Source organism: Pyruvatibacter mobilis, assembly GCF_012848855.1.
Lineage (GTDB): Bacteria > Pseudomonadota > Alphaproteobacteria > CGMCC-115125 > CGMCC-115125 > Pyruvatibacter > Pyruvatibacter mobilis.
The window spans coordinates 1,820,593-1,840,900 of the sequence record NZ_CP051630.1 but is presented as its reverse complement, the minus strand read 5'-3'; the positions used below and the strand labels follow the sequence as shown (position 1 = coordinate 1,840,900).

Genomic DNA, 20,308 nt, shown 5'->3' with positions numbered 1-20,308 from the left:
CTGATGAGCGACACCAATCTTTCAGCCGACGACCAGAAGCGCATCGCCGCCGAAGCCGCGCTCGCCTACATCAAGGACGGCATGAAGGTCGGGCTGGGCACCGGCTCGACAGCGGCACATTTCGTTATCGCCCTTGGGCGTAAAGCAAAAGACGAGGGGCTGAAGCTCACCTGCGTGCCCACGTCGGAAGCCACGGACAAGCTGGCCCGCGAGGTCGGCCTTACCGTGACAACGCTGGACGACCAGCCGCATCTGGACGTGACGGTGGACGGGGCGGACGAAATCGGCCCCAGACTCACCCTCATCAAGGGCGGCGGCGGTGCGCTGCTGCGCGAGAAGATCGTGGCGTTTGCATCCTCGCAGATGATCGTCATCGCCGATGAGAGCAAGGTGGTACCGCATCTCGGCAACTTCCCGCTGCCCATCGAAGTGGTGCCCTTCGGCGCCCAGGCGACCGGCACCCGTATCCTTGAATCCGGCAAGCTATTCGGCTGCGACGGCGCAATCTCTCTGCGTACGGATGAGTATGGCGAGCCCTTTGTCACCGACGGCAACAACCTGATCTATGACTGGGCGCTGGGTGAGATCCCCGACCCGGACGGGCTTGGCGAATATCTCTCGCGCCTGCCTGGCGTCGTGGAGCACGGCCTGTTTCTCGGCATTGCGCATGCGGCGCTCATCGGCAAGGCCGACGACTCGGTCGACACGCTCAATCACTAGCATTTCAAGCTATTGTGAATGTCCCTTGGGAGGGGACGGACCCCATGCCATCTAGGGCGGGTCACAACGAATAAAGGGACGGGGCACATGTCCGAGTATGATTACGACCTCTTCACCATCGGCGCGGGCTCTGGCGGTGTGCGGGCGTCGCGCATGGCAGCCTCCTATGGCGCCCGCGTGGCCGTTGCTGAGGAATACCGCGTCGGCGGCACCTGCGTGATCCGCGGCTGCGTGCCCAAGAAGCTGTTCGTCTATGCCAGCCACGTCCATGAGGAGATCGAGGATGCCACAGGCTTCGGCTGGACGGTGGAAGGCGCCAAGTTCGACTGGAAGACCCTGATCGCCAACAAGGACAAGGAAATCGACCGGCTGAACGGCATCTATATCGGCAATCTCGAAGGCTCGGCTGTCGAGATCGTCGAGGACCGGGCTGTCATCAAGGACAAGCACACGATCCACCTGGTCAACCAGAACCGCGACGTGACGGCGAAGACCATCCTGATCGCCACCGGCGCGACGCCCAATATCCACGAAGTGCCGGGCCATGAGCTGGCCATCACCTCCAACGAGGCCTTCCATCTCGACGAGCTGCCGAAGCGGGTCGTGGTGGCCGGCGGCGGCTATATCGCCGTTGAGTTCGCCGGCATCTTCAATGGCCTGGGCTCCGAGACGACGCTGGTCTATCGCGGCGAGGAAATCCTGCGCGGGTTCGACAACGACCTCCGTCGTCATCTGCACATGGAGATGGAGAAGAAAGGCGTCACCATCCGCACCCAGGTGGTGTTTGAAAAGATCGAGAAGACCGATGACGGCCTCGCTGTGACGCTGAATGACGGGACGGTCATCGAGACGGACGCCGTGATGTTCGCCATCGGGCGTGTGCCCAATACCAAGGGGCTTGGCCTTGAGAACGCGGGCGTGAAGATGTCCGCAAACGGCACCATCGAAGTGGACGCCTATTCCCGCACCAATGTGGACAACATCTACGCGGTGGGCGACGTCACCAACCGCGCGAACCTGACGCCGGTGGCAATCCGCGAGGGGGCCGCCTTCGCCGAGACGGTTTTTGCCAACAACCCGGTGGCGGTGGATCATTCCTGCATCCCGACGGCTGTATTCTCGACGCCTGAGATCGGCACTGTCGGCATCAGCGAGGAAGTGGCGCGTGAGCGCTTTGACCGGGTGGATGTCTACAAGTCGACCTTCCGGCCCATGAAGCACACCCTGTCCGGCCGCGACGAGCGCACGATGATGAAGCTCGTGGTGGATCCTGCCTCCGACAGGGTGCTGGGTGTCCACATGATCGGCCCGGCTTCCGGCGAGATCGTGCAGGCGGTGGGCATTGCCGTTCAGATGGGCGCCACCAAGGCCCAGTTCGACGCCACCATCGCGGTTCATCCGACAGCGGCGGAAGAGCTGGTGACCATGAAGACGCCGGAACCCCAGCCGACGGCTGCCGCGGCGGAGTGACCGCACGCGACGGTTAACCAAGCCCGTGTGCCGGGACCTTCGGCGGCTTGAATCAATTTCACAGCCCCTTGGCTCAAGTCCTTGAGACAAGGGGTAGAATCAGGCGCGAAGCGGGCGTATATAGACCCGATCCCCGGACCTTGTGAGCCATGCGGTGGCGCCTGCATCCATGCTGGCAGCCTGCGCAGAACTTTCCAGGGCGCACAGCGGCCCGGCGGCAAATTGGTAGTGAGTGGAACCATGAGCGAGAACTGGACGCCCAAGTCCTGGCGGTCGAAGCCCGCCAAGCACATCCCGGAGTATCAGGACCAGGCCAAGCTGGCCGAGGTGGAAAAGACCCTTGCGGGTTATCCGCCGCTGGTCTTTGCGGGTGAAGCGCGCCAGCTCAAGGCCGACCTCGCCGAGGTGGCCGAGGGCCGTGCTTTCCTGCTTCAGGGCGGGGACTGCGCGGAGAGCTTTGCCGAGTTCCACCCGGACAATATCCGCGACACCTTCCGCGTGTTGCTGCAGATGGCGGTGGTGCTGACCTTCGCCGCGGGCTCCCCGGTGGTGAAAGTGGGCCGTATCGCCGGCCAGTTCGCCAAGCCGCGCTCGGCCCCGACCGAGACCCAGGGTGACGTGACCCTGCCGAGCTATTTCGGCGACAACATCAACGGCATCGAGTTCGACGCCGCGGCCCGCCAGCCTGACCCGGAGCGTCAGCTTCGTGCCTATTCCCAGGCGGCCTCGACCCTGAACCTGCTGCGCGCTTTCGCCCAGGGCGGCTATGCGGATCTCAATTTCGTGCACCGCTGGAACATGGGCTTCGTGGCCGATAGCCCCGAGGGGCACCGCTACGAGGAACTGGCGACGCGCATCTCCGAGACGCTGGACTTCATGAAGGCGTGCGGCATCGACGCGGATTCAACCCCGCAGCTGCAGCAGACGGACTTCTACACCAGCCACGAGGCGCTGCTGCTCGGCTACGAGCAGGCCATGACCCGCGTGGATTCGACCACGGGTGACTGGTACGACACCTCCGCCCACATGCTGTGGATCGGCGACCGCACCCGCGCGCCGGAAGAAGCCCATGTGGAATTCATGCGCGGCATCAAGAACCCGATCGCCATGAAGTGCGGCCCGTCGCTGGACCCGGACGAGTTGGTGCGCCTGTGTGATGTGCTGAACCCGGAAAACGAGCCCGGCCGCCTGACCCTGATCGCGCGCTTCGGCTCCGAAAAGGTGGGTGAGGGCCTGCCGCCGCTGATCCGCGCCATTGAGCGGGAAGGCAAGAAGGTGATCTGGTCGTGCGACCCGATGCACGGCAACACCATCAAGGCCACCAATGGCTACAAGACGCGCCCAGTGGACCGCATCCTCAAGGAAGTGCAGGACTTCATGGCCGTGCACCGCGCCGAGGGGACCCACGCGGGTGGTGTTCATTTCGAGATGACCGGTTCCGACGTGACCGAGTGTCTCGGCGGCGCCATCGAGGTGACCGAGGACAGCCTGTCGGACCGCTACCACACCCATTGCGATCCGCGGCTCAATGCCAACCAGGCGCTTGAGCTGGCCTTCCTCATCGCCGAGGGCCTGAAGGCGGAACGCGAACAGCGTGACCGCGTGGCAGCCGCCGCCGGCTGACCGCAGGCCAGACAGACAAATCCGTAGCCCCGTCCCGCAACCGCCGCTACCATGGCGGTATGAGGGACGGGGAACGGGCTTGGCCGCAGTGCTGATTATCCGAACACGGCTGATTGCCGCTGCCATGGTTCTGCTGGCGGCCTTTATCGTCATGGGCGCCAGCTCATTGGACGCAGCGCGCGCCCAGAGCGCCGCTCAATCTGACGATGCCGCGCCAGACAGTGTTGCGCCTGATGGTGCCGCGCCCGGCACCCTGACGCCCGTTCCCTGTGACACGCTGGCGGGCTTCACCCATGAGCGCATCTCCTGCAGCTATCTCCATGTGAGGGAAAGTGACCGCGGGCGGCAGCTGATGCTTGCCGTGGCAGTGGTGCGCGCGCGGCAGGCGGATGCTGTGGCAAGCCCCGTGGTGTTTCTCCATGGCGGGCCCGGCGGGCAGATCGTCCGCGCAGCCAGACACTTCGCGACCATGCCGATCAACGCGACCCGTGACGTGATCTTGTTCGATCAGCGCGGATCCGGCCTGTCGGAGCCGCAGGATTGTCAGGACGCGTCCCAAGCCTTTCTCGAGATGCTGGCAGCTGATTTGCCCGCGTCCAACTCGGTTCAGGTCCAGGCAGCCATTGAGCAGCGCTGCCATGACGAGATGATCAATGCCGGTGCCGATCTCAACGGATATGGCACAGCCGAGACCGTGGGCGACATGGACAGGCTGCGGCGGGCATTGGGTATTGAGGAATGGAACCTGTTCGGCGTGTCCTACGGCTCGACGGTTGCCCTGGACTATATCCGCACCCAACCCGAACACACGCGCGCGGCGGTGCTGGACAGTGTCTATCCCACCTCCGCGCCGGGCGGCGGGGACACGGCGACACGCAATTTCGTGCGCGCGCTGCAGCAGCTTTATGCGGATTGCCGCCGGGATGATGCCTGCCGACAGGCCTATCCGGGACTGGAGACGTCTTTCCTGGCCACGCTGATTGCGCTGGAGCGGGAGCCCCTTGCCATTCCGGTGGCAGACCGCAGCCTCGTGCCCTCCGGTGTCTTCCATCTCAATGCGCAGGACTTCGCCTCGATCATTCACCAGATGATGTATGCGCGCGAAACCATCTCCATCGTGCCCATGACCATCGACCGTGCGGCCCGGCGGGATGCCCAGGGGCTGACAGGGATCGTCAGTGTGCTGGCACCCTTGGCCACCCGCATCGACCTGCCAGCCTTGCTATCGGTTGATTGCCGCGAACGCATGCTGACGCGCGGCCGCACCATTCGTGATTTCAACAGGCTTGAGCGCTTCATGCGCCGCCAGCTCACCTTGTTCGACACGCAGGACGAATTGTGCGCCGACTGGGCGCCGGACTTTGCCGACCCGGCCTTCAACGAGCCCGTGTCATCGCCGGTGCCGGCTATCTTCTATTCCGGCGCCAATGATCCGATCACGCCGCCAAGCGCGACGCGGGACGCGTTTCGTCTGTTCCCCAACGCTCAATATGTGCATGTGCTGCATACGGGCCACGGGGTGGACCGGTCCCATGCCTGCATCCGCGACGTCACGGCAGCCTTTCTCGATGATCCGACTGCGCTGGTGCAGGACGCCTGCGTCGGGTCGATTGCCCCAATCCCATTCGTAACCGCCGTCGCACCATCCTCCGGCGTGCTGCCCTTTGCGACCGGCATCCTGCAACTGCAGATGCCGTTTCTGATTGTCTCGCTCGCAGCCGGTGTGCTGCTCGCGGTGATTGGCGGTCTGTGGACGCTCACCTCCGTGCTGCGCAGCGGATATGGCTGCAGCCCGTCTTCCCTCACCATCGGATCAGCTGTGTCCGCCGGGGCAGGGGCTCTCGTACTGATCGTATTTGCCGGATTGCTAACGCTGGTGGTGGCGGATACTGGGGCGAGCCTGACCCCCACACTGTTGGCTTTCGGCGTGCCGGAGGACGCGGGAACCCTGCTGAGCCTGCCCTGGGCAGCCCTGGCCGTGACGGTGCTCAGCCTTGGCCTGCTGATCGCAGCCGCCGCACGCGGCGGGGCGAATACGCGGCCGCACACCCCCATCGCTGTCCTGCTGACCGGTGGCATTCTCATGCTGGCGGTGTTGTGGTGGCTCGGCTTTTTCGCCCGGCTGCCGGGCTGAGCCTCGGGGCAGACAACAGGCCACAATGAAAAACCCCGCCGGCGCACCGGCGGGGTTTTCCGTTTGCTCGAGAGGGTCTCCCGGGTTCAGGCTCAGACAGCCTTGTCCGGACCGACCTTCACCAGCATTTTGCCGAAATTGCCGCCGGTGAAAAGGTTGAGGAAGGCGTTCGGCGCGCGCTCGATGCCGTCTTCAACGGTCTCTTCCCACTTGATCTTGCCTTCCTTGATCCACTGCGACATGTCGCGGATGAAGTCCGGCAAGAGGTCGAAATGGTTCGAGACGATGAAGCCCTGCATCTTCAGGCTCTTACCGACCATGTAGATGAGGTTGTTCGGGCCCGGGGTGGGGGTGGTGTCGTTGTACTGGGAAATCATGCCGCACATGGCCAGGCGGCCGAAGGGACGCATGTTTTCCAGCGCCGCCACCAGATGTTCGCCGCCCACATTCTCGAAATAGACGTCGATGCCCTTGGGCGCGGCTTCGCGCACCGCTTCGGTGAGATTGCCGCAGGTCTTGTAGTTGATCGCCTTGTCGATGCCGGCGGTCTCTTCCAGCCACTTGCACTTGTCATCGGAGCCGGCGGTGCCGACCACGAAGCAGCCCTTGGCCTTGGCGATTTGGCAGACGACAGCACCCACGGCACCGGACGCCGCTGACACGAAGACGGTTTCACCGTCCTTGAGTTCACCGACGCGCAGCAGGCCCGCATAGGCCGTCATGCCCGGCATACCGAGCGTGCCGAGATAGGCCTGGATGGGAGCGGCGTTCTCATCGACCTTCTGCACTTCCTCGCCCTTGGCGACGGCATATTCGCGCCAGCCGAGCATGGACTGCACATAGTCGCCAACGGCTACTTTGTCGGAATTGGACGCGACCACCTGACCGATGGCACCGCCTTCCAGCGGGGCACCGATCTGGAACGGCGGCACATAGCTCTCCCGGTCATACATGCGGCCGCGCATATAGGGGTCGACCGACATCCAGATATTGCGGATCAGAACTTCGCCGTCGCCGGGAGCACCGATCTCGGTCTCGGCGACTTCGAAATCCTCAAGCTTCGGCATGCCTTCCGGCCGCGCCTTCAGGCGGACTTCCTTTGAAACAACGTTAGACATGGGTTTCTCCCTGTTTGTCTGGTTACGGATAGAAAAAGCGAAATGTCATGTTGCCGTGGCGCTGCGGACCTAGCCCTGCGGGTCAGCCACGTGAACGAGGCGCTTGCCGAGATTCTCGCCGCCGAGCAGACCGACCAAGGCCTGCGGCGCGTTCTCCAATCCCTCGACGATGTCCTCGGCCACCTTGATGTGACTCTGGGCGGCAAAGCCCGCGAGCTCTGCTTCGGCCTGGGCGAACTGATCAGCGAAGTCGCTGACGATGAAGCCTTCGATCTTGAGGCGCTTGGTGACGAACAGGCCCGGCACGCCGCGCGGGCCGTGGGTGGGGGTTTCGGTGTCATATTGCGAAACCGCGCCGCAGCAGACGATGCGCCCGCGCATATTCATGCGGAACAGCACGCCTTCGAAGATATCGCCACCTACATTGTCGAAGAAGACGTCCACGCCGTCCGGCGCAGCCTGCTTCAGCGCTTTCACGACCGGTTCCTTGTTGTAGTTGATCGCCGCGTCGAAGCCGAGCTCGTCGGTGAGCCACTGGCACTTGCGATCGGACCCCGCAATACCGACCACGCGGGCCCCATGGGTCTTGGCCAGCTGGCCCGCGACCGAGCCGACGGCACCGGCAGCGGCGGAAACAACAACGGTTTCGCCCTTCTTCGGGGCACCGATTTTCAGCATGCCGAAATAGGCCGTCTTGCCGGTGATGCCGAGAATGGACAGCAGATGGGTGAGCGGTCCGCGCTGGGTGCGCTTGGCAACAGCGTCCCCCGGCAGCACCACATGCTCGCACCAGCCCATGTCGCCTTCCACCAGATCACCGGCCTTGAAGCCGGGATGGTTGGAGACAACGACCTGGCCGAGCGCCCCGCCGGCCATCTTGGTGCCGGGCAGCACCTGGTCGCGATAGGTGCGGCCCTGCATCCAGGCCCGGTTGGCAGCGTCGATGGAGATGTAAAGCAGCCGGATGAGCAGTTCCCCGTCGCCGGGCTCAGCCAGCGGCGTGGTGGAGAGCGCGAAATTCTGCGTCTGCAGCTTGCCGGAGGGCGAATCCGAAAGGGTGATTTCGCGGGTTTCCGTGACCGCCATCATCAGGCTCCATCTGGTGCAGAAAACGCAGGGGCATCGGCCCCCAAAATGTGGCCAAGAGTTAACACACGCAGGGCGGCCCCTTGCAAGGTGCGATTTTCGAACGGACCCTGCGTTGTGCAGAGCAGCCTTGGGAACGCGCCCCTTGGCCTCAGCGCGCCAATCGCCTAGCTTCGCGCCCGCACACCAAGGGCAGTTCCGCCCGATCTCTCAGGCTCACGAGTTCAGTTCAGCGTCATGCCCTATAACCGTCCCAAGCTTTCGCGCGTCCGCACGGGCGTTGTCGGCACCGGCTATTTCGGCCGGCTGCACGCCAGCAAATATGCCGCCATTCCCGGCGCGGACCTCGTCGGCGTGTTCGATCTCGACGCGGAACGGGCACAGATGGTGGCAGACGAGTTTGGCTGCGCTGTCATGGGCAGCCTCGACGACTTCTTCGGCAAGGTGGACGCTGTGTCCATTTCAGCACCGGCCACCCATCATTACGAGTTGGCGTCCCGCTTCCTGGAGCAGGGCATTCACGTCCTGATCGAAAAACCCATCGCGACGACCCTGGAAGACGCAGACCGGCTGATCAAGCTGGCGCGCGAAAAGCAGGCGGTGATCCAGGTGGGCCACCAGGAACGGTACGTGTTCTCGCGCTTTGATCTGCCGGCGCTGGTGTCCGACCCGGTGGAGATCGTCTGCCGTAGGGCAGGACCCTTTACCGGGCGCAACACCGATGTGAGCGCGATCCTCGACCTGATGATCCACGACATCGACATCAGCCACCAGATCCTGCGCTACAAGCCCGCCGAGGTGACGGCCACCGGCCGCGCCGTGCATGGCGATCTGGCCGACGAGATCGACGCGACAGTGACCACCGAGGACGGCAAGACCGTGCGCGTGTTTGCCAGCCGCGTCGGCGACAAGCTGGAACGCTCCGTGCGCATCGCCTGCAAGGACCGCGAGATCATGATCGATTTCGCCAACCGCAAGTTCGAGCTGGTGGAGTTCCCTGAAGGCAACGGCAATGGCGGCCCGCGCCGCATCATGGACCCGTCCGAAGTGGACGGGCTGCCCGTGGTGGATGAGCTCGTGTCGCAAGACCCGCTGGCCGAGGAAATCGGCGGCTTCGTGAATGCGGTGGCAACCGGTGCCCGCCCGCGCGTGAGCGGCGAGGACGCCCGCCGCGCTCTGGCGACGGCGCTGGCGATCGAAGAGGCGGTCGGGCCGCTCACCCGCGAAGAGAGCGCGTAATGCTTGGCATCGCGCCCGGAGCGCATTAGGTCTCATGCAATGACAGATACGCTTTCCATCTGCCTGGCGCAGCTCAACCCGGTGGTGGGTAATGTCGAGGCGAATATCGCCCGGGCCCGCTCAGCGCGCGCCGAAGCGGCCGCCAAGGGCGCCGACCTCATCGTCTTCACCGAGCTGTTCGTCTCCGGCTACCCGCCCGAAGACCTGGTGCTGAAGCCTGCCTTCCAGGACGCCGCCCGTGCGGTGCTGGAGGACTTTGCAGCCGACACAGCCGATGGCGGCCCCGCCGTCCTCATCGGCGTGCCGCTGCGGGACGCGGGCCTGCTGCATAATTCGGTGGCACTGCTGGAGGGCGGCAAGGTCGCTGAAGTGCGCCACAAGCAGATGTTGCCCAATTACGGCGTGTTCGACGAGATGCGCGTCTTCGCGCCCGGCCGCAACCCGGATCCGATCCCGTTCCGCGGCATCAAGCTCGGCGTGCCCATCTGCGAGGACATCTGGCACGAGCATGTGGTGGCGACGCTGAAGGCGCGCGGCGCGGACCTGTTGCTGGTGCCCAACGGCTCGCCCTTTGAGGCCACCAAGCACGGTGCCCGCATGGACCATGTACGCGCCCGCATCAGCGAAAGCGGCCTGCCGCTGGCCTATGTCAACCAGGTGGGCGGTCAGGACGAGCTTGTCTTCGACGGCGCGTCCTTCGTGATGAACACGGATTTCACCGTGCCCCTGAGCATGCCGGCCTTCGATGAAGCTCTGGTGATGACCGAGTGGACGCGCGGCGAGGCGGGCTGGACCTGTGCGGCAGGCGCCCGTGCTCCGGACCCGGAAGGTCTTGAAGCGATCTACAGCGCCTGTGTGCTGGGCCTGCGTGATTACGTCAACAAGAACCGGTTTCCCGGGGTGGTGCTGGGTCTGTCCGGCGGGATCGACAGTGCCATCTGCGCTGCCATGGCGGCGGATGCGCTTGGCCCGGACAAGGTCCGCTGCGTGATGCTGCCGTCGAAATACACAAGCCAGGAAAGCCTGGATGACGCGGAAGCCTGCGCGAAGCTCATCGGCACCCGGCTCGACACGGTTGCAATTTCCGAGACGGTTGACGCGATCGAAGGAGCGCTTGCCCCCCTGTTCGAGGGCCACGACCCGGACATCACCGAAGAGAACATCCAGTCCCGCGCCCGCGGCCTGTTGCTGATGGCCCTGTCCAACAAGTTCGGCGACATGGTAGTGACCACCGGCAACAAGTCGGAAGTGTCCGTCGGCTATGCCACGCTGTACGGCGACATGAATGGCGGCTTCAATCCCATCAAGGACCTCTACAAGATGCAGGTCTTCGCGCTGTGTGAATGGCGCAACCAGAACAAGCCTGCGATTGGTCTGGGTCCGGACGGCCGGGTGATCCCGCAACGGATCATCGACAAGCCGCCTTCTGCTGAGTTGCGCGAAGACCAGAAGGATGAGGACAGCCTGCCGCCATATCCGGTGCTGGACGACATCCTGGAAGGCCTGGTGGAGCACGAGCAGAGCGCCGAGGAAATCATCGCCCGCGGCCATGACCGCGACGTGGTGAAACGTATCGAGCACTTGCTCTATATCGCCGAATACAAGCGCCGCCAGGCAGCCCCCGGCGTGAAGATCGGCCGCAAATATTTCGGCCGCGACCGCCGTTACCCGATCACCAACGGCTTCCGCGATGCCCGCTAATACGGTCCGAACCCGCTTTGCGCCCAGCCCGACAGGGGCGCTGCATGTGGGCAACCTGCGAGCCGCGCTGCTCAACTGGCTCTATACCCGCAAGATGGGCGGCAGCATCGTGCTGCGCTTCGATGATACGGATCTGGCCCGCTCGACGCGGGAATATGCCGACGCGATTGCCGATGACCTTGCCTGGGCGGGTCTCGATTTCGACGAGGTAACCCGCCAGTCGGACCGGCTTGCAACCTATGATGCCGCCGCGGAGACGCTGAAGGCGCGCGGGCTGCTTTATCCCTGCTACGAGACTCCCGCGGAACTGGACCGCCGCCGCAAGCGCCAGCTCGCCCGGGGCAAGCCGCCTGTCTATGACCGCGCCGCCCTTGAGCTGAGTGCCGACGAGCGCACAGCGCTGGAGGCCGAGGGCCGCACGCCCCATTGGCGCTTCAAGCTGTCCCATGACACCGTGTCGTGGAACGATCTCGTGCGCGGGCCGCAATCCATCGAGACCGCGTCACTGTCCGACCCGGTGCTGATCCGGGAGGACGGCACCTATACCTACATGCTGCCATCTGCGGTGGATGACAGCGAACTGGGCATAACGAATGTTCTGCGTGGCGAAGACCATGTGACAAATACAGGTGTTCAGATTGAGCTATGGGAAGCGATTGGTACGAAGCTTCCTGTGTTTGGTCATTTCCCGCTGATGGTGGCGGCGGGCGGGGCGAAGCTGTCCAAGCGCGAGGGCGGTGCCAGCGTGGAGGAAGTGCGCGCCATGGGCCTCGAGCCGGAGGCGCTGACGAGCTATCTGGCGCTGCTCGGCACCTCCGATGATGTGCGGCCCATGAGCCTTGAGGCTCTGGTGGAGAATTTCGAGTTTTCGAAGTTCGGCCGCGCGCCGGGGCATTACGCGGTGGACGACATTGCCCGCCTCAATGCGGACTGGCTGCATGAGGCAGCCTTTGACCAGGTCGCGGACCGGCTTGCTGCCCGGGGCATAGATATGTCGCCGGAGCTGTGGGCGGCCATTCGCGGCAATCTCGAGACGCTTGCCGATGCAGCCCTGTGGAAGACGATCACTGAGGGGGAGATTTCGCCGGTGATCGAGGATCCGGCCTTTGCGCAGGCCGCAGCCGCCCTGCTGCCGCCGGAACCCTGGGACGAGACCACCTGGAAGACCTGGACAGATGCTGTGAAGGCCGAGACTGGCGCCAAGGGCAAGGGCCTGTTCATGCCGCTTCGGCTGGCGCTGACCGGCCTTGATCACGGCCCGGAACTGAAGGCGCTGCTGCCGCTCATCGGCCGCGACAAGGCGCGCAGCCGGCTTGCCGGGGATATGGGTTGATTTTTTAAGGCTTTGTCGCCAAAGTCCGGCTCATGACCATCGCCGCCACCACCGCGTGCATTTGCTGCACCATTATTATCAGCTAGCGCAAAACGCTGGCTCGCGGCCGTTCGTCAAAATCCTGATCCCAGACAAGACGTTTCGCCCCGAGGCCAGCAGGCCTTGAAGGACGGACTCTATGTCGCGTGACGTGACGCTCACCATCTACGACACCGGACGCCGCGAAAAGCGGGTGTTCGAGCCCATCGACGCGGCAAATGTGCGGCTCTATGCCTGCGGACCCACGGTTTATGACTATGCGCATATCGGCAATGGCCGCACGGCGGTGACGTTCGATCTCGTTTTCCGTGTGCTGCGCTATGCCTATGGCGTGGAGCACGTCACCTATGTGCGCAACATCACCGACATCGACGACAAGATCATGGCTCGCGCTGTGGAGCGGGGCATCTCGATCCGTGAGCTGACCAATGGCACCGCCGAGGTCTACCAGAAGGACATGGCGGGCCTCGGCGCACTGACGCCCACCCATGAGCCGCGCGCGACGGATTATGTGGATGGGATGGTCGCCATGGTGCAGACGCTCATCGACAAGGGCCATGCCTATGAGGCGGAAGGCCACGTGCTGTTCGACGTCTCGTCAGACAAGGACTATGGCCAGCTGTCCGGCCGGTCGCTGGATGACATGATTGCCGGGGCCCGTGTGGAAGTGGCGCCCTACAAGCGCAATGCGACGGATTTCGTGCTGTGGAAGCCGAGTGACGACGACATGCCCGGCTGGGACAGCCCGTGGGGCAATGGCCGCCCGGGCTGGCATCTTGAATGCTCCGTGATGAGCGAGGAGCTGCTGGGCGAAACCTTCGACATTCATGGTGGCGGCATCGACCTTGCCTTCCCGCACCATGAAAACGAGGTGGCGCAATCCACCTGCGCTCATGACGGTGCGGCGCTCGCCAATTACTGGATGCATGGCGGCTTTCTGCAGGTGGACGGCGAGAAGATGTCGAAGTCCCTCGGCAACTTCCTGGTCGTGCACGACCTGCTGGAGGACTGGCCGGGCGAGGCGCTGCGGCTGCATCTGTTCATGACCCATTACCGCCAGCCTCTGAACTGGACGGCGGAGGGCGTGCGTGAGGCCAAGGCCATTCTGGACCGCTGGTACAAGGTGACCGCCGGTGCAGGCAACGTAACCGGAGATGACGTGCCGGCGAGCGTGGCGGCGGCCCTGCTGGACGACTTCAACACGCCGCAGGCGCTTGCCGTGATGCATGGCCTCTACAGCGAGGCACAAAAGGGCAGCGAAGACGCCGCACGTGCCCTGAAAGCATCGGGCCAGTTGCTGGGCCTGTTTGGTCAGTCTGCGGAGGAATGGGCGGCCTGGCGGCCCCAGTCATCTGCTATTGATGACGCGCATGTGGAAAACATGATCGCTGCGCGCAACGCCGCGCGCAAAGCGAAGGATTTTGCCGAGGCCGACCGGCTGCGGGATGAACTGACGGCAATGGGTGTCGAGATCAAGGACGGGCCGGAAGGCACCACCTGGTCAGTCGCGCCGTGAAGGACAAAGCACAATGAGCTCCAAGGAACGTCTCTACCTGTTCGACACCACCCTGCGCGACGGCGCGCAGACGCAGGGCGTTGATTTCAGCGTCGAGGACAAGATCCGCATTGCCGAAACCCTCGACGAGCTGGGCATCGACTATGTGGAAGGCGGTTGGCCTGGCGCCAACCCGACGGACACTGCCTTCTTCAGCGAAAAGCGCGGGCTTAATTCAGCACGCATGACCGCCTTCGGCATGACCAAGCGCGTGGGGCGGTCGGCGGACAATGATCCGGGGCTTGCGGCCCTGTTCGACGCAGAGTCCGACGTGGTGTGTCTCGTCGCCAAGACATGGGATCACCAGGTGGAAGTTGCGCTTGGCTGCTCGCTTGACGAAAACCTCGAAGCCATTCGCGACAGCGTGCAGGCGATCACCAAGCACAAGCGTGAGCCGATGATCGACTGCGAGCATTTTTTCGACGGCTACAAAGCAAACCCGGACTACGCCATCGCCTGCGCCAATGAGGCGCTGGCAGCGGGCGCGCGCTGGGTGGTGCTGTGCGACACCAATGGCGGCACGCTGCCCCATGAGGTGGAGGCGATCACCCGCGAGGTGGCCAAGCACATCCCCGGCGACAATCTGGGCATCCATGCCCATAACGACACGGAAAACGCCGTGGCCAACACGCTGGCCGCGATCCGCGGCGGGGTGCGGCAGATCCAGGGCACACTGAACGGCCTGGGTGAACGCTGCGGCAATGCCAATATGGTGTCGCTGCTGCCAACCCTGATGCTGAAGCCTGAATTCGCTGACCGCTTCGAGACCGGCGTGCCCCATGACAGCCTGAAGCAGCTGACCCATGTCAGCCGCCTGCTGGATGAAATCCTCAATCGCACCCCGAACCGGCATCAGCCCTATGTGGGCGCGTCGGCCTTTGCCCATAAGGGCGGGCTGCATGTCTCCGCGGTGCAGAAAGACCCCTCCACCTATGAGCATGTGCCGCCGGAAGCGGTAGGCAACAAGCGCCGCATCCTGGTGTCCGACCAGGCGGGCCGCTCCAACGTGCTGGCGCAGCTCGAAAGCGCCGGCATCGAAGTGGAGGCGCAGGACCCGCGCGTGAAGCGGCTTGTGGACGAGGTGAAGGAGCGCGAGTTCCTCGGCTACGCCTATGACGGTGCGGAAGCCTCCTTCGAACTGCTGGCCCGTCGCGCCCTGGGCGAGGTGCCGCATTTCTTCGAAGTGGAGAGCTTCCGCGTGATGGTGGAGCGCCGCTACAACGCGGTGGGCGAACTGGTGACCGTGTCCGAAGCGACAGTGAAGGTCTCCGTCGACGGCGTCAGCATCATGAGCGCGGGCGAGGGAAACGGCCCCGTCAACGCGCTGGACCAGGCCCTGCGCAAGGATCTCGGCAAGTACTCGTCATGGCTCGAAGATCTGCGGCTGGCAGATTTCAAGGTCCGTATCCTGACGAGCGGTACCGAGGCCGTGACCCGCGTGATGATCGAAAGTGTGGACGGGGAGGGAGCACGCTGGTCCACTGTCGGCGTCTCGCCGAACATCGTGGATGCGTCCTTCCAGGCCCTGATGGATTCGATCACCTACAAGCTGCTGCGCGATGGTGCCCCGGCGGCCGTGCCGGTCTCCGAGCGGTGAGCCCCCTATGAGCGGGCCGGACAACCGTCCCGCCGCAGGAGGTGAAGCCAGGCAGACCGTATCCGGCGGCGTGCTTCTGGCGGGCGGTGCGTTCGCGCTATGGGGCGTGCTGCCGCTGTTCTACAAGGCGCTCGGCCATGTGCCGGTGCTGGATGTGCTGGCCCATCGCGGCATCTGGGCATTGGTATTTCTCGCCTTCATCGTCACGCTTACCCGCCGCTGGGCGATCGTGGCGGGTGCGCTGACAAGCCCGCGCGTGCTCGGCCTGCTGGTGGTGACTGGCGTTCTCATCGGCGGCAATTGGGGCGGCTTCATCTATGCGGTGGATGCAGGCCGGGTGCTGGAAGCAAGCCTCGGCTATTTCATCAACCCGATGATGAACGTAGCGCTGGGCGTTGTGCTGCTGGGCGAAAAACTCAACGGGCCGCAGAAGGCAGCGATTGCCTGCGCGGCGCTGGGAGTGCTGAACCAGGTGATCCTTATCGGCACGGTGCCGTGGATTGCCCTGTTCCTCGCGACCTCCTTTGCCGCCTATGGCTATCTGCGCAAGACGGTGTCCGTTGAAAGCCTCGATGGGTTGTTCGTCGAGATGCTGGTGCTGGCGCCGCTGATGATCGGCTATTTGGTGTGGGCGGAAGGCCCAGCCCTTGGTTTCGCCGGGGCCGACGCCTGGACAATCATGCTGCTTTTGCTGACCGGGCCCTTTACCGCGATCCCGCTGCTGCTCTTTGCCGCCGGGGCCAGGCGCATTCACCTGGCGACGCTCGGCATCCTGCAATTCATTGCACCCAGCATCATGTTCCTGATGGCCGTGTTCCTGTTCGGGGAGCCCTTCATGCTGGCCAACGCGCTGACCTTCGGTCTGATCTGGACAGGGCTCGCCGTCTTTGCGTGGGATGCCTGGCGCAGCCGCTAAGAGGCGCTGCCAAGACCGAGCGCATCAGCCAATCCGTCCACGGACGGGACCACCCGGTACATGCCTTTGAGATCGCCATGGGAGAAGCCGCGGGCGACGATATGGTCGAGCAGCTCCGCCAGCGGCGTCCAGTAGCCGTCAATGTCGAGAATGATGATCGGCTTGGCGTGGCGGCCGAGCTGCTTCCAGGTGAGGATGTCCACCAGCTCGGCGATGGTGCCGATGCCGCCGGGCAGCACCACGAAGGCATCCGCCCGCGCCGCCATGGCCTGCATGCGGTCATGCAGATTATCGGTGATCTCGTGATCGCCGGGGGCGTCCTTCATGACTTCCGGCACGGTGAGGAATTCCGGGATGATGCCGTCCACCTCGCCGCCGCCATCAGCCACGGCCCGCGCCAGAATGCCCATCAGGCCAATGCCGCCGCCACCATAAACCAGGCGAATGCCGCGTCCGGCGAGAAAGGCGCCGAGGTCGCGGGCCGCTGTGGCGAATGCGGGACTGTCGCCGGGAGAGCTGCCGCAGAACACCGTCACGGCCTTAATGTTTGACGCCATATCACCTTCACCCGGATCGGCTGTAATTAACGCAAATTGCGGATAGAAGCGGACGATGCCGCGCCGATGCCTTATTCTCAAGCTAAAGGCTTATCTGCAAGGGGTGCAGCCCGGGGTCCGGGCGCAGGAAGGGAGCCAGCGACATGTCGCGAGGCATTGCCATCTTCGGTGGCGTGGCGGCAGCACTTGCCGTTCTCGTAATTGGGTATTTTCTTTTCTTCGCCGGCGGGTCGACGCCGGGCGATGAGGGCGACGACGTCGCGGCGGTGGAGACACCGGCTGAAGAGGCGGTGCCCCAGCCCGAGGCGCAGGCGGCAGCCTTCCCGACATTCGATATCGTGCGCGTGGAGCGCGACGGGCAGACCGTCGCTGCCGGTCGCGCCGAACCTGGCTCGAAAATCCGCCTAATCGACAATGGCACCGTGCTGGCCGAAGCCGTGGCGGACAGCCGTGGTGAATGGGTGATCGTGCTCGACGAGCCGCTGGCACCGGGCGACCGGCAATTGCGCCTGGAAGCCGAACTGCCCGACGGCACGCTGCTGAATTCCGAACAGGTGGTGTCGATCTCGGTGCCCGAGAACCCGGATGCCGAAGCGCTGGTGGTGCTCCAGGGCCCGGACACGCCGAGCAAGGTGCTGCAGGGCACGGGCGTTGTTGCCGATGGCGGCGCGCTGTCCCTTGATACGGTGGATTACGGCGCCGATGGCGTTGTCATTTTCTCCGGCAAGGCACCTGCGGGCACGGATGTCCGTATCTATGTGGACAACGAGCCGTTCGGAGACGCCCGCGCGGACGACAAGGGCCGCTGGGTCTTCAACACCGACAAGCCGATCACACCGGGCGTACATGATCTGCGCGTTGACCAGATCGACGGGCAGGGCATGGTGCTGTCGCGGCTTGAGGCACCCTTCGAGCGCGCCACCCAGGCCGAAGTGGACATGGTCCTGCAGGATGGCAAAGTGGTTATTCAGCCCGGCAACAATCTGTGGACCATTGCCCGCCGCCTGTATGGCTCCGGCTTCAAATACACGGTGATCTATCAGGCCAATCAGGCGCAGATCCGTGACCCGGACCTGATCTATCCGGGCCAGGTCTTCGAGACGCCGGGCGCCGGGGGCTGACCTTCGTTCTTGTTTTGTCGCCGCAAGGCGTTATGTACCGGGGATGCAACCCGCCCGGCCGGGCGGGTGCGGGCGCGCGTTGCCAGGGATCCTGCCAGTACCGGACAGCTGTCCGTGCCGGCATTGGCTGCGCCGCCGCGATGTCCCCGGGAGTACCGTCATGTCACCTCGCTTCGGCGCCGGTAAGGGCCAGCAATTGACGCTGGATGTGGATCGCGCCGATGACGGCGATGCCATCCGCGACCTGTTGCCGTTTCTCTGGCCGAAGGGCCGGCCGGACCTGAAGCGCCGGGTGGTGCTGGCAATGATCGCGCTGGTGCTGGCCAAGGCCGTGACGGTCGGCATGCCCTATCTCTACAAGGCAGCGGTGGATTCGCTTGATGCGGCACGGCCGGAAGAGATCGCACTCAGCATCGTCCTCTCCCTCATCGCAGCCTATGGCGTTGCCCGCATCCTGATGATCGGCCTGGCGCAATTGCGCGACGGGCTGTTTGCGCGGGTGGGGCAGAACGCGGTGCGCGCTGTGGGGCTGCGCACATTCCGTCACCTGCACGCGCTGTCCCTGCGCTTTCATCTGAGCCGCCGCACCGGCGGGCTGAGCCGGGTGATCGAGCGCGGCGTGAAGGCCATCGAGTTCCTGTTGCGCTTCACTCTGTTCAATGTGGGCCCCACCATCCTTGAGCTGCTGCTGGTCGCGGGGCTGCTGTGGTGGACCTTCAACATCTGGTTCGCCGTGGTGACGCTGCTGACGGTCGGCGGCTATGTGCTTTTCACCTTCAAGGTCACTGAATGGCGCATCGGCTTCATCCGATCGATGAACCAGTCCGACGAGCGCGCCCACACCAAGGCCATCGACAGCCTGCTCAACTTCGAGACCGTCAAATATTTCGGCAACGAGGCCCACGAGGCTGACCGCTTCGACCGCTCCATGGCGCGCTACGAGGACGCTGCCGTGCGCTCCACCAAGTCGCTGTCCTGGCTCAATGCGGGGCAGGCGGCGATCTTCGCCATTGGCCTGTCGGTGCTGATGGGCATGGCGGCAACCGGCGTGGCTAATGGCACCATGACGCTGGGTGACTTCGTGCTGGTCAACACCATGCTCATCCAGCTCTATCAGCCCCTGAACCTGCTCGGCTTCGTCTACCGCGAGATCAAGCAGGCGCTGGTTGACATGGAAACCATGTTCTCGCTGCTGGGCGTTGGCACCGAGGTGGAGGACAAGCCGGGTGCGGTGCCGCTCAAGGTCAATGGCGGCGAAGTGCGGTTCGAGAACGTGTTCTTCGCCTATGATCCCGCGCGCCCGATCCTGAAGGATGTCAGCTTCACGGTCCCCGCCGGCCGCATGGTCGCCATTGTCGGCCCGTCCGGGGCGGGCAAGTCCACCATCTCCCGGCTGCTTTACCGCTTCTATGACGTGACGGAAGGCCGGGTGCTGATCGATGGGCAGGACGTGCGGGATGTCGAACAGGCAAGCGTGCGCCAGGCCATCGGCATCGTCCCGCAGGACACGGTGCTGTTCAACGACACGATCCGCTACAACATCCGCTACGGCCGCCCGGACGCGACCGACGCGGAAGTGGAGGAAGCCGCCCGCATGGCGCAGATCCACGATTTCATTGCGGCTCTGCCCGAGGGTTATGACAGCCAGGTCGGTGAGCGCGGGCTGAAGCTGTCGGGTGGTGAAAAGCAGCGCGTGGCCATTGCCCGCACCCTGCTCAAGAACCCGCCCATCCTGTTGCTGGATGAGGCGACGTCAGCGCTTGATACCCACACGGAAAAGGAAATCCAGGCCTCGCTATCGGTGGTCTCGCGCGACCGGACGAGCCTGGTGATCGCCCACCGCCTGTCCACCGTGGTGGAGGCGGACGAGATCATTGTGCTGGACAAGGGTGAAATCTGCGAGCGCGGCACGCACCAGGATTTGCTGGCGAAGGGTGGTGCCTATGCGGCCATGTGGCAGCGCCAGCAGGAGGCCCAGCGCATGGGCGAACAGCTGGAGCGCATCCAGGAAGGCGAGGAGACAGCGCCACTACTGGCCGCAGATTCCGCTGACGCAAAATAGGCGCAATTCGTGCTAGTTTAGGCGTCTGCGTATCCCC

Annotated in this window: 14 protein-coding genes and 1 pseudogene; 12 read left to right on the top strand and 3 right to left on the bottom strand. The window is 64.2% G+C overall.

The window, feature by feature from the left end; genetic code table 11:
* The first annotated feature begins 3 nt into the window (after positions 1–3).
* From rpiA to HG718_RS08590, 4 genes are all read left to right on the top strand, one after another.
* A complete protein-coding gene (gene rpiA, locus HG718_RS08605) occupies positions 4–720 on the top strand; it encodes a ribose-5-phosphate isomerase RpiA (RefSeq protein WP_160587429.1) in 717 nt (238 codons plus the stop codon).
* Between the two features lie 87 nt (positions 721–807).
* Complete coding sequence (gene gor, locus HG718_RS08600; protein ID WP_160587430.1) at positions 808–2,190, top strand: glutathione-disulfide reductase; 1,383 nt, start codon at positions 808–810, stop codon at positions 2,188–2,190.
* A 240-nt stretch (positions 2,191–2,430) separates the two neighbouring features.
* Positions 2,431–3,813: a class II 3-deoxy-7-phosphoheptulonate synthase gene (locus HG718_RS08595; RefSeq protein WP_160587431.1), complete on the top strand. Its 1,383-nt coding sequence runs from the start codon at positions 2,431–2,433 to the stop codon at positions 3,811–3,813.
* A gap of 88 nt (positions 3,814–3,901) precedes the next feature.
* The gene (locus HG718_RS08590) at positions 3,902–5,947 is read left to right on the top strand and encodes an alpha/beta fold hydrolase (RefSeq protein WP_244624807.1); all 2,046 of its coding nucleotides are present in this window, start codon (positions 3,902–3,904) and stop codon (positions 5,945–5,947) included.
* A 92-nt stretch (positions 5,948–6,039) separates the two neighbouring features.
* Here HG718_RS08590 and HG718_RS08585 read toward each other — a convergent pair whose 3' ends face one another.
* Both HG718_RS08585 and HG718_RS08580 read right to left on the bottom strand, forming a co-directional pair.
* Positions 6,040–7,065, bottom strand: coding sequence for an NADP-dependent oxidoreductase (locus HG718_RS08585; RefSeq protein WP_160587433.1), 1,026 nt, complete (start codon positions 7,063–7,065; stop codon positions 6,040–6,042).
* Positions 7,066–7,134: 69 nt separating this feature from the next.
* The gene (locus HG718_RS08580; protein ID WP_160587434.1) at positions 7,135–8,151 is read right to left on the bottom strand and encodes an NADP-dependent oxidoreductase; all 1,017 of its coding nucleotides are present in this window, start codon (positions 8,149–8,151) and stop codon (positions 7,135–7,137) included.
* Positions 8,152–8,388: 237 nt separating this feature from the next.
* Here HG718_RS08580 and HG718_RS08575 point away from each other — a divergent pair, with 237 nt between their 5' ends.
* From HG718_RS08575 to rarD, 6 genes are all read left to right on the top strand, one after another.
* On the top strand, positions 8,389–9,390 hold the full coding sequence (locus HG718_RS08575) for a Gfo/Idh/MocA family protein (RefSeq protein ID WP_160587435.1): 1,002 nt from the start codon (positions 8,389–8,391) through the stop codon (positions 9,388–9,390).
* A 39-nt stretch (positions 9,391–9,429) separates the two neighbouring features.
* Positions 9,430–11,091 carry an NAD+ synthase gene (locus HG718_RS08570; protein WP_160587436.1) on the top strand — a complete coding sequence of 554 codons (1,662 nt, stop codon included), beginning with the start codon at positions 9,430–9,432 and terminating at the stop codon, positions 11,089–11,091.
* On the top strand, positions 11,081–12,424 hold the full coding sequence (gltX, locus tag HG718_RS08565) for a glutamate--tRNA ligase (protein ID WP_160587437.1): 1,344 nt from the start codon (positions 11,081–11,083) through the stop codon (positions 12,422–12,424). The genes HG718_RS08570 and gltX overlap by 11 nt, the downstream gene beginning before the upstream one ends.
* A 190-nt stretch (positions 12,425–12,614) precedes the next feature.
* Positions 12,615–13,979, top strand: coding sequence for a cysteine--tRNA ligase (cysS, locus tag HG718_RS08560; RefSeq protein ID WP_160587600.1), 1,365 nt, complete (start codon positions 12,615–12,617; stop codon positions 13,977–13,979).
* A 13-nt stretch (positions 13,980–13,992) separates the two neighbouring features.
* Positions 13,993–15,615 (top strand): citramalate synthase, encoded by a 1,623-nt coding sequence (cimA, locus tag HG718_RS08555; RefSeq protein WP_160587438.1) that lies wholly within the window; start codon positions 13,993–13,995, stop codon positions 15,613–15,615.
* A gap of 7 nt (positions 15,616–15,622) precedes the next feature.
* A complete protein-coding gene (gene rarD / locus HG718_RS08550; RefSeq protein ID WP_160587439.1) occupies positions 15,623–16,531 on the top strand; it encodes an EamA family transporter RarD in 909 nt (302 codons plus the stop codon).
* On the opposite strand, the gene HG718_RS08545 is transcribed toward rarD, so the two are convergent.
* Positions 16,528–17,088 carry an LOG family protein gene (locus HG718_RS08545; protein WP_027839171.1) on the bottom strand — a complete coding sequence of 187 codons (561 nt, stop codon included), beginning with the start codon at positions 17,086–17,088 and terminating at the stop codon, positions 16,528–16,530. The genes rarD and HG718_RS08545 overlap by 4 nt on opposite strands.
* A gap of 944 nt (positions 17,089–18,032) precedes the next feature.
* Here HG718_RS08545 and HG718_RS15740 point away from each other — a divergent pair.
* Positions 18,033–18,209 (top strand): annotated as a pseudogene (locus tag HG718_RS15740) (LysM peptidoglycan-binding domain-containing protein); the annotation flags it as partial.
* Between the two features lie 160 nt (positions 18,210–18,369).
* Positions 18,370–20,271, top strand: coding sequence for an ABCB family ABC transporter ATP-binding protein/permease (locus HG718_RS08535; RefSeq protein ID WP_160587441.1), 1,902 nt, complete (start codon positions 18,370–18,372; stop codon positions 20,269–20,271).
* The last annotated feature ends 37 nt before the right edge of the window (positions 20,272–20,308 follow it).